This window comes from Nitrospirae bacterium CG2_30_53_67 (assembly GCA_001873285.1).
Classification (GTDB): domain Bacteria; phylum CG2-30-53-67; class CG2-30-53-67; order CG2-30-53-67; family CG2-30-53-67; genus CG2-30-53-67.
In genome coordinates this window covers 1-8,210 of record MNYV01000155.1, presented here as the reverse complement: position 1 = coordinate 8,210, position 8,210 = coordinate 1, and the positions used below count along the sequence as shown (strand labels likewise).

At 52.7% G+C, this 8,210-nt stretch carries 8 protein-coding genes; all 8 read left to right on the top strand.

Annotated features, from left to right (window positions below):
- The first annotated feature begins 4 nt into the window (after nt 1-4).
- The gene (locus AUK29_09800; protein OIP61736.1) at nt 5-985 is read left to right on the top strand and encodes a hypothetical protein; all 981 of its coding nucleotides are present in this window, start codon (nt 5-7) and stop codon (nt 983-985) included.
- Between the two features lie 9 nt (nt 986-994).
- A complete protein-coding gene (locus AUK29_09795) occupies nt 995-1,429 on the top strand; it encodes a hypothetical protein (GenBank protein ID OIP61735.1) in 435 nt (144 codons plus the stop codon).
- Nucleotides 1,426-2,193 carry a hypothetical protein gene (locus tag AUK29_09790; protein OIP61734.1) on the top strand — a complete coding sequence of 256 codons (768 nt, stop codon included), beginning with the start codon at nt 1,426-1,428 and terminating at the stop codon, nt 2,191-2,193. Before AUK29_09795 ends, AUK29_09790 begins: the two co-directional genes overlap by 4 nt.
- A 185-nt stretch (nt 2,194-2,378) precedes the next feature.
- On the top strand, nt 2,379-3,386 hold the full coding sequence (locus AUK29_09785; GenBank protein OIP61733.1) for a hypothetical protein: 1,008 nt from the start codon (nt 2,379-2,381) through the stop codon (nt 3,384-3,386).
- 311 nt (nt 3,387-3,697) lie between these two features.
- A complete protein-coding gene (locus AUK29_09780; protein OIP61732.1) occupies nt 3,698-4,114 on the top strand; it encodes a GxxExxY protein in 417 nt (138 codons plus the stop codon).
- A complete protein-coding gene (locus AUK29_09775) occupies nt 4,053-6,809 on the top strand; it encodes an AAA family ATPase (protein ID OIP61731.1) in 2,757 nt (918 codons plus the stop codon). Before AUK29_09780 ends, AUK29_09775 begins: the two co-directional genes overlap by 62 nt.
- 256 nt (nt 6,810-7,065) lie before the next feature.
- On the top strand, nt 7,066-7,302 hold the full coding sequence (locus AUK29_09770; GenBank protein ID OIP61730.1) for an exodeoxyribonuclease VII small subunit: 237 nt from the start codon (nt 7,066-7,068) through the stop codon (nt 7,300-7,302).
- 19 nt (nt 7,303-7,321) lie between these two features.
- Nucleotides 7,322-8,210: polyprenyl synthetase (locus AUK29_09765; GenBank protein OIP61729.1), on the top strand; the 889-nt coding region annotated here is incomplete at its 3' end.

The window sequence follows — 8,210 nt, the reverse complement described above, 5'->3', positions numbered from 1 at the left end:
CTGGATGGAAAGGCTCCAAAACGAGGGAGTCCGAGGTGCAGACTTGGTCTTCGCATGCATAGGGCCAGCTCTGGAGATTTACAGCCGTTACTCCAAGGTCGAAGATGCCGAAGGAAAGCCAATTCCCTTGGGCGGTGACCCTGAAGCCAAGGAACCACATAAACGCGGCTATCTCGCCTATGTCTGGGAGACCGTCGGTCGCATCGCCCTCCAAAATATCCTTGGCACGGACGACCTGCCTGCCGCGTCGCGGGACGCGGCGCAGGCAGGGGCCCGCGCTCGGAACGGCGCAGCCGGGGCGTTGGAAGAGGATGCGCGGTTGACGGCGCTATTTCTCTGGACGCTTCAGAGTACGAATGGGGAAGAATCTCACCGCAGAGACGCCGAGAACGCAGAGGAAGAAGAAGTTGAAAATGATGAAGACTCTGCGTCCTCTGCGCCTCCGCGGTGCAAAGGTTTTTCCCTGGTCTTCGATGTCGCCCGGCGTTTTGCTCAGCCCTTGGGGATTCATCTTCCGGATTGGGAAGGACGGATCATTGAGACACAAAAAGGGGTGGTTCGCCTCTTGTCCGTTAGTGAGCGAGCCAGGCAGCTCTTTGGTGATGATGGGGCCGATGCTGTTGCCGACTTGATTGAGCATGATCCTCGCAGGGATTACCAGCAGTTGCTCTTTCCTGAATTGGAAGACAATCCACCGCAGAGGCGCAAAGGACGCAGAGGAAAGACAAAAAGGTTATTTAATGAAGAATCTCTGCGCTCTCCGCGTCTCGGCGGTGAGAAAGAGGCGACCACACTCGACCGGGTACATGCAGCAATGCTGCTTCAGGCCGGCGGGCAGGCGAATGCTTTGCGGATGCTCATAAAGGCTGAGCAGGATCGCGGTCCTGATTTCTTGAGGCTTGCAAATGCCCTGTCGGCGCTTTACCCAAAAAACAGCGAAGAGAAAAGACTTCTTGACGCGATGCTTTTAGCCGTGCCAAGATAGACGAAACTTATGGACATATTGACACAAATTGAAGCAGACGGCCTCATCGCAATGAGGAAGAACTTTGTAGAATCAGTAACGATTTCCCTGCCGCCGGGCAGTGATCATACACACGAGCTTGTCAGCGAAGACACGCGAGAGCGATTTCTGCTCGACTTGTGGCGTCGAACTATACGCTTGTCAAAGCTCAAGTTTCAAAACAGGGGCAGAAAGGTCATCGTCCTTGTCCGTCTCGATATTAATGGGGCACCGCATACGAACCCAGACGGTACACGGCTTGACGGGGCACATCTTCATGTATACTTGGAAGGCTTCGAGGATAAGTGGGCGTATCCGATCAACAACAATGAGTTCAGGAATCCAAGCAGCATACAGGACAGCTTTGATGATTTCTGTAGGTACTGCAATATCATGGCGCCTCCTTTTCAGGACGGATTCTTATGAACAAACAGGAATGTAAGCAGCTCATAGATGCTTATGTGGAGTGGCTTCGCAAGGGGCTGTCGGTAGAAAGCCTGGAAAACGCCTGCGAACTTACTACTCCTTTTCTTGACAGGCATAATGATCATCTGCAGATATATGCAATCAAGGAAAATGGGAAGATCATTCTTTCCGATGATGGTTATACTCTTTCGGACCTTCGAACAAGCGGGCTTGAACTGACTACGCCCAAGCGAAAGGCGGTGCTGGATTCTGTTCTCAAGGGTTTTGGAGTCAAACTTGATGGCAACCGGCTTCTTGTCGAAGCATCCCAGCGAAATATCGGGCAGCGCCTTCACGTGTTCATACAGGCGATGCTTGCAGTGAATGATATGTTTATCATGGCGCAGCCACGGGTCGCTACCTTCTTCTGGGAGGATGTGAGGGCGTTTCTCGACAAACACGATGTGCGGTATAGCCCCCGAGTAAAAATTGCAGGTAGAAGCGGTTTTGACCATGCCATAGACTTCTTAATACCGAAATCCCGGAGCAGGCCGGAAAGACTTGTTCAGGCGATTAACGCGCCAAATAAGAACACTATCGGAACCTACCTGTTTGGCCTCACCGACACTCGTGAGGCACGCGGTGAAGAATCAGAAGCCTATGCTTTCCTGAATGATCAGGACAGGGAGGTCGGAGGGGATGTAATCGAGGCGCTCGAAGCATACGAGGTAAAGCCAGCCGTGTGGTCACACAGAGAAAAATATGTGCAGGCCTTAGCGGGATAGGAGAGGATAATGGAACCCTGGTATAAAGTAGTCACGCCGCGCAAGGAAGTCCGTGAGGGCCGGTCGTTTAATCCGGATGAGTTCGCCATCCACCTGAAGCAGCATTGCCGCCTGGATTTCCTACACTTGGCCAATGCCCTGTCGGCTCTTTACCCAAAAAAACAACGAAGAGAAGCGCCTGCTCGATGCCATGTTTCTGGCGGTACCGAGGTGACGGGGTGGCGGTAGCAATAACAAGAAATGTATGGCAGGTCTCTGGTGGTCCAATTACCCGGTCCTATGCGGACGTTTTTCTAAAATACGGCGTTGCCTTAATTGGGCCCGGTGACGCAGGAGAATGGCGGCCCGAACTGAGCGATGATGAATTTGAAGGAAGTTACGTTCGACGATTTGCGTCCGAGGTCATCCCGAGAGATATATTCCTTCTGAGGGTAAGTCAAGCATCAATTCAGGCCGTTGGGGTTGTGGATGGTGGGTACCAGTATCTTCCTCAGTTCGATGATGTTAACGGATGGGACTTGCAGCACGCAAGGAGGGTACACTGGTCTCGATTACCTGATGAATATAAATTTGATGAGTTAGTTTTTGGGGCAAATCCCCCGCGGATTTCAAAGGTTGGCAATGCAACGGTTTTGGATTACGCCTATCGGTTCATTCAGTCGCCGCCCGTTCATTGGCAAACTGCACCATTGCCAAAGTTACCAGAAGAAGAACCACCGTTGGATGAAGTCCCGATACCGTTACAAGGCTTGGTTGCACAGGCCCATGACCTATTCAGTTTCTATTGGAACCAGCAAGCCTTCGGCGAACATCCGACTGAAGATGAACTCATAGCGCATTTTGTCGTTCCGTTACTTCGCGCTCTCGGATGGCAGGTGGAGCAGATTGCTATTAAATGGAAACGAGTTGATGTATGCGTTTTTCGTTCTTTACCTCGGAATCCTGAAAATTGTCATCTGGTTATCGAGGCAAAGAGACTTGGAGCCGGAGTGGAAGGTGCCCTTGAGCAGGCCAAGAGGTATCTCGTCGAGTTGGGAGTCACCAGGGACATCGTCGTGACTGATGGAATAAGATACAGAATGTACAAGGCAGAAAATGATTTTGCCCCTGAAGCGTATGCAAATTTGTATCGCCTGAAAAGTTCTGCATTGAAGCTTTTTGAGCATTTGAGAAGACCATTGGGAGGGGAATAGTCATGGAACCTTGGTATAAGGTGGTTAGTTTGTGAAAGGAAGGGCAGGCCCACGGCTTTCGGGCGCTCATCAAGGCCGAGCAGGATCGTGGCCCAGATTTCTTAAGGCTTGCAAATGCCCTCTCGGCTCTTTACCCAAAGGGATCAGAGGAAAAAAGGCTCTTGGACGCCATGCTGCTCGCGGTACCGCGATAAGGATTCACCGCAGAGGCGCGGAGAACGCAGAGGAAAGACGAAGATAGTAATGGATGTCAAAGCAATGAATTAAGAAGGATTCACCGCTGAGGCGCAGAGGACGCAGAGAAAAGCGATATGAAGGAAATCACTGAAAAGATAATCGGGGCAGCTATTGAGGTCCATAAGACTATTGGGCCTGGTTTGTTGGAATCTGCCTATGAGGAATGCCTCGCCCATGAAATGCAGCTACGAGGTCTGAAATTCGATAGACAAGTTCCCTTGCCCGTGACATACAAGGGTGTGAAACTGGAGTGTGGATACCGATTGGACTTCCTTGTAGAAGAAGCGGTGGTACTCGAACTGAAGGTGGTGGACGCCCTTCAACCCATCCACGAAGCCCAATTGTTGACCTACCTGAAGCTTGGCGGGTGGACAGTCGGGCTAAAGAATTCTCCGCGGTCTCTGCGCCTCCGCGGTGAAAGGAGTTTTTATGGAACCCTGGTACAAGGTGGCAACACCACGAAAAGAAGTTCGAGAGGGCCGTTCATTTAATCCGGATGAGTTTGCCATTGCCCTTGAACAAGTTGTTGCAAAAACGGCGCCGGAGGATTACCGAAATCCCGAGCAATTCTTTTCACGAACGTGCTTTACCAGGGCTCTGAAAGAACACGCGGGAATGGTCCTCCGCCGTCTGAGCGGTGAAACTGCTGACACGGCGCCGGTCTTGACCCTGATCACGCAGTTCGGGGGCGGCAAGACTCATACCCTCACGGCACTCTACCACCTTGCTAAAAATGGTAAGAAGGCCGGCGCCTATCCGGGTGTTTCAGAGCTTCTTCAGGGAGCCGGGCTCTCTGCTGTTCCGGAAGCAAAGGTGGCCGTGTTTGTGGGTAATGCATGGGACCATCAGGACGGGCGTGAGACTCCATGGATTGATGTTGCACGGCAGCTTGCCGGGGACAAGGGCGTAGCCGAACTTGGCAAGGCTGCAAAAACGACGCCGCCTGGAACCGAGACAATCGGAAGGGTGTTTGACGCAGCGGGCGGGACCGTGCTCATCCTCTTTGATGAAGTACTGAATTTTATGAACCGGCATCGGGAAATGGCGGACTCTTTTCACGCCTTTCTCCAGAATCTAACCGTGGCCATGACCGGCACGACGCGGGGTGCTGCAGTCATCAGTCTTCCACGCAGCCAGGTGGAGATGACGGACTGGGATATGGAATGGCAGGACAGGATCCAAAAAGTCGTCCGCCGCGTGGCCAAGGACTTGATCGCAAATGACGAGACCGAGATCAGCGAAGTGGTCCGGAGGCGTCTGTTTGAGGATTTGGGGAGCGAGAGGATCCGAAAAAATGTTGCCAAGGCATATGCTGATTGGTGCTTCGAACGACGGGCTGAGCTTCCATCCCATTGGACTGCGGTGGATACGGCATCCACGGAGTCCAAGGCAAAAGAATTTCTGAGGAGCCGGTTTGAAGCCTGTTACCCCTTTCATCCTGCGACCCTTTCGGTTTTTCAACGGAAATGGCAAGCGCTTCAACAGTATCAGCAAACGCGTGGAACCCTGGCAATGCTTGCCCAGTGGATATCCTGGGCCTATCGGGACGCGTATCAGCGGGCACGAAATGAGCCGTTGATTACATTGGGTTCTGCTCCACTCGGGGCGCCGGAATTTCGGGGAGTCATCCTCGGCCAACTGGGCGAGTCCAGGCTTGTGGCCGCTATTGAGGCCGACATCTCTGGCCAACATTCCCATGCGGGGGCCTTGGATGCAGATACCAAAGGACCTCTTAGGGACATTCATCGCCGTGTGGCCTCGACCATACTTTTTGAGTCCTCCGGCGGTCAGGTGGACAAGGTAGCCCATTTGCCCGAGCTTCGGTTCGCACTTGGAGAACCGAGAGTGGATACGACATCAGTCGATAATGCGGCGTTTGCTCTGGAATCCAAGGCCTTTTTCATCCGGAAGATTGGGTCGGACGGGTTCCAGATCAGGCATCAACCCACTTTGAAGAAGGTCGTCAGCGACCGAAGAGCCTCCCTCGATGAAGATTCTGAAATAAAACCGGCAATGGATAATCTGGTTGTGAAAGAATTTGAACGCGGAGCCGGCATCCCGATCGTAAAATATCCAAAGGATAGTTCTTCCATACAGGACACTCCAAGGCTCACTCTTGTCTTGATGGATCCGAAGGATGAATGGACGGGAAGCGGACCGCTTCGCAATCAGGTTGCAGAGTGGACAAAGCAGAGAGGGAAGTCTCCGAGATTGTATCCGGGATCTCTTGTTTGGTGTCTGAAGAGACCTGGGCGTGACCTGAGAGAGAATGTCGAGATCTGGCTTGCCTGGAAGAGAGTGGCTAATGAGATCAAGGACGGTACTTTGGGCTCTGACTTTGACCGCACGGATCGGGCGGATATACAAGCCAGGATAGAAGTTTCCGAAGAGGATGCCAAGGATGAGGTTTGGGGCGGATATAGATACCTGGTTCTTTCCGACAATCAGGAGCCGGATGGGCTGAGAGTGGTGGATATCGGTGCCGGACATGCGAGCATGAGTGAGACTCTTTGCGGCAGAGTGATTACGGCCATGAGATCGGAGGCCCTCCTGAATGAATCCGTGGGTGCGGGATACATCGACCGTAACTGGCCGCCGGCACTGAAGGCTTCAGGCGCATGGCCGCTCACCAGTTTGCGGCAGAGCTTCCTGAACGGATCGTTAACCAGATTAATAGATCCTGATACCGTTCTACGGGGAAAGATCGTTGAATTTGTGAGTAACGGAGATTTCGGTCTGGGTTCGGGGCAGAAGGCGGATGGTACTTATGAGCGGCTCTGGTTTAAAGAATTGATTCTTCCTGAAGAAGTGGCCTTCGAATCCGGTGTCTTCTTGCTCAGAAAAGATAAAACCGAATTACTCAAGGCTGGAGTGAAAGCAGTACCCAAACCTGAGGAGCCTACAGAACCTGGTCCGGGACCAGAGCCTGGACCAGAACCCGGTCCTGAACCTGGGCCTACCCCGGAACCTGGAAAACGGACTCTGAGGCTGGTCGGAACAATCCCGCCGGAATTGTGGAACCGTCTGGGCACGAAGATTCTTCCCAAGTTGAAAGCCGGGGATGATCTTCAGGTAGGGGTCAACTTTTCGGTCACCCTGAACTCGGATATTGCCGGACACATTGAATCGGAACTCAGGCAGATTCTGGATGATCTTGGATTGAGTGACTCCGTGGGGATTGAGTAGTCTCTTGGGGCCTGACTTTGGTAATTTGATATTGGCGCCTCGGGTACGGTTTGGGTTCTCTCCTTGTTCTTCAGAGGCGCCGCCCTATATCGTGAATCAATGGGGCCAAGGTCACATTCGTTACTTCCTGCAGACCGTCACGCCGGTCTCAACGATGTCCCAGACAAACGGCCCGCCGCGGCTGAAGTATTTCCCTTGACTTACAAGGGGTTCTGTAGAATAATATCCAACAATATTTTTATTTCCGGAGCGAATCATGGCGGAGAAGAAATTCGAAGAGGCCCTGTCCAAGCTTGAACATATTGTGCAAAAGCTTGAAGGGGAAGAACTCTCTCTGGAAGATTCCCTCAAGGGATTTGAGGATGGGATCCGCCTGGCCAGGTTCTGCAATAAAAAATTGAACGAGGCCGAGAAAAAAATTGAGATCCTGTTTCGTGATGATCAAGGAAACGAGAGGATCGAGCCCTTTGACCTCACAGGGGACCATGAATGAAAAGAACCCATAATTGAGCATGAAAATCCCTTTTCAACATTCCGCCGCGTGCAGAACAGCCATGGATTTAAAGTCATACCTCAAGGAGAGACGGGACCTCATCGATCGGACCATGAACCGGCTTGTTCCGAGGGAACAGGACTATCCTGAGAAGCTTCACTCGGCCATGCGCTACAGCCTTTTTTCCGGAGGAAAGAGGCTGAGGCCGGTTTTGACCCTTGCGGGCTGTGAGGCCGTCGGAGGCGTTATGGAGCATGCGCTTCCCGCAGCCTGCGCCTTGGAGATGATCCATACCTACTCCTTGATCCACGATGATCTTCCGGCCATGGACAACGACGACATGCGGCGGGGCATGGCCTCAAATCACAAGGCCTTTGGAGAAGCCGTGGCCGTCCTGGCCGGTGACGCGCTCCTCACCCATGCCTTCTATGTGATTGCGGACTCTGCATCTTCCCCGATTCAGGACGGGAAACGCCTGCAAATGGTCCGGGAGATTGCAGCCGCGGCCGGGTGCATGGGGATGGTCGGCGGTCAGACCGTGGATATTCTTTCCGAGGGAAAAGATACCGTGGATCTCCCCATCCTGGAATATATTCATACCCACAAGACCGGGGCCTTGATCCGAACGGCTGTCCGGGTCGGGGCGATCGTAGGAAATGCCGGTGAGCAGGAGATGCAGGATCTCACGGAGTATGGTGAGAAGATCGGGCTTGCCTTCCAGATTACGGATGATATCCTTGATCTTATGGGAGATGAAAAAACATTGGGGAAACAGGCCGGAAGCGACATGAAAAAGGGGAAAAAGACCTATCCGGCAGCCCATGGAATCCAGGAATCCAAAAACAGAGCCAGGGAACTTATGGAATCGGCTTTGGATGCTTTAAGCCGGTTTGATGATCGTGCGGACC

Coding starts and splice junctions, on each gene's coding strand:
- AUK29_09785 (OIP61733.1), top strand. CDS start 2,379: ATGCCATGTTTCTGGCGGTACCGAGGTGACGGGGTGGCGGTAGCAATA.
- AUK29_09780 (OIP61732.1), top strand. CDS start 3,698: ATGAAGGAAATCACTGAAAAGATAATCGGGGCAGCTATTGAGGTCCAT.
- AUK29_09790 (OIP61734.1), top strand. CDS start 1,426: ATGAACAAACAGGAATGTAAGCAGCTCATAGATGCTTATGTGGAGTGG.
- AUK29_09795 (OIP61735.1), top strand. CDS start 995: ATGGACATATTGACACAAATTGAAGCAGACGGCCTCATCGCAATGAGG.
- AUK29_09770 (OIP61730.1), top strand. CDS start 7,066: ATGGCGGAGAAGAAATTCGAAGAGGCCCTGTCCAAGCTTGAACATATT.
- AUK29_09775 (OIP61731.1), top strand. CDS start 4,053: ATGGAACCCTGGTACAAGGTGGCAACACCACGAAAAGAAGTTCGAGAG.
- AUK29_09800 (OIP61736.1), top strand. CDS start 5: ATGGAAAGGCTCCAAAACGAGGGAGTCCGAGGTGCAGACTTGGTCTTC.